The sequence below is a fragment of the Pseudomonas karstica genome (assembly GCF_009707515.1).
In the GTDB taxonomy this organism is placed as follows: domain Bacteria; phylum Pseudomonadota; class Gammaproteobacteria; order Pseudomonadales; family Pseudomonadaceae; genus Aquipseudomonas; species Aquipseudomonas karstica.
In genome coordinates, this window is the sequence record NZ_WLYI01000071.1 from 1 (window position 1) to 1,941 (window position 1,941).

General features: G+C 60.4%; 2 protein-coding genes. Both read right to left on the minus strand.

The features are described 5' to 3' along the window. Positions 1-1,605: condensation domain-containing protein (locus GIR22_RS25710; RefSeq protein WP_343039667.1), on the minus strand; the 1,605-nt coding region annotated here is incomplete at its 3' end. Next, positions 1,602-1,941: phosphopantetheine-binding protein (locus GIR22_RS25715; protein WP_154746082.1), on the minus strand; the 340-nt coding region annotated here is incomplete at its 5' end. The genes GIR22_RS25715 and GIR22_RS25710, both read right to left, overlap by 4 nt.

A 1,941-nucleotide genomic window follows, 5' to 3' on the forward strand; every position in this document is an offset into this window, starting at 1 on the left:
ACTACGCAACGACGCGTCAGGCGTTTGTTCCAACGCCTCTACCAACGTTTCCAGCGCCCTGCACATGTAATCGCAAATGCGTTGCGCGCCAATGCCCGGGGCCGACTGCACACTCAGGCTGAAACCTTCGCCGAGATCATCCAGTGACAGGATCAGCGGATAGTTGGTGCGTTCTTCACCGCTCAGTACGTCAATACCTTCCCACAACTGCACGGATTGGCCGGACACGGCTTGAGCCGTACTGTGCCGGTAGTTGAGCAAAGCACTGAACAGAGGCGTCGGCGCCGGTACACCACTGCACCGTTGCGCCAAAGCCAGGGATGCGTGCTCGTGCCCGAGCAGTGCCGTCAGGCGTGCATGGGTGGTTTTCACGCCGGCGCGCACGTCCTGGCCGCGCATATCGACCCGAAACGGCAAGGTGTTGATGAAGATGCCCAATGCACGGTGGACGCCTTTGCCACCCTGCATCCGACCCAGCATCACCGTGCCGAACACCACATTCTCGCGGCCGGAGATCCGTCCCAGCACCTGAGCCCACGCCAAATGATGCAGGCTCGCGGCGCTCACGCCCAACAGACGAGCCTGCGTGCGCAGGCGTCGGCTCAGATCGATGTCCACCGCCTGCATCGCTTCTTCGATGTCCTGGCCATCCCCGCGTACATCCTGCAAACCGAAAGGCAACGTCGGTTCATCCACCTCACCCAGCATGTCGCGGAAAAATACTTCATGCTGTTCGCGACTCACGCCCAGACGCGCCTGGGCCACATAGTTGCGATACGGCAGCGTTTCACCCAGTTGGTCGGCCTGACCGAACACGTACGCCTGGACTTCCTGCTGCACCACCTCCAGCGCCGCGTGATCAATGGCAATGTGATGGAACAGCAACATCGCGATCCAACGCTGATTCGCGATGTCCTCGGCGAATGCCAGGCGCAACAGTGGCGCCTGGCTGACATCCAGTCGGTATTTCCTCGGGTCGAAGCGCTCGTGCAATTGTTGCGTGGCTTCGCCCTGCGCAGGGTCGATGCTGATCTCGGTCAGTGCCAGTCGAGCCTCACGCCAGACTACCTGAACCGCCTCGTCCAGGCCTTCCCAAACCACACTCGTGCGCAGGATGTCGTGGCGCTCGATCACGCTCTGCAATGCCTGCGCAAACTCATCGAGGTGCGCACGGCTGCTGATGCCGAAAAGAGCCTGCAGAACATACGGATCGCCCTGTTCTGCGGTGAGGTGATGGTAAAGAATGCCTTCCTGCAACGGCGCCAGCGGGTAGATGTCCTGCACATTAGCCGCCCCGCCGGGCACCGTGGCCACGATACGGTCAATCGCCGGTTGATCGAGGCTTAACAGCGACAACATTGACGGCGTGATCTGCGTACTTCCAACGGGGATATCGTTGGGTGGAATCTCGACCTCGCCGGCCTTGCTCGCGCGATAGTCGCCGGTTTGGATCAGCTCGATCAGCGCAGCTTTGTGCTCACGCAGCAAGGTCATGATCGAGGGCTCAAGCGACTGCTTGCGGCCACTCACCACGAGTCGATCGTCCTTGACCGACAGCTGAACATCCTTTGCTTTCAAGGTCGCCAATAGCTCAATCACGCTCACAGCTCAATCTCCATTCTTTCTGTAGATGTTGCATATCCCGAGAGCGTGGGCTGCTCGAATAAGGTTCTGACATCGGCTTCCAGGCCGGCCTGACGCAGCTTCTCCATCAGGCTGACGGCAAGCAACGAGTGCCCGCCCAGCTCGAAGAAGTGGTCGTGGCGGCCAACTCGGTCGACGTTGAGCACTTCGGCCCAGAGCCGGGCCAGGGTTATTTCGAGTTCACCGAGGGGGGCTTCATAAGCGCGGTTAATCAGCGAATCGAGACCTGGTGCCGGCAGGGCCTTGCGATCGAGTTTGCCGTTGGGGGTCAGCGGCAGTGCATCAAGGTGCACGTAG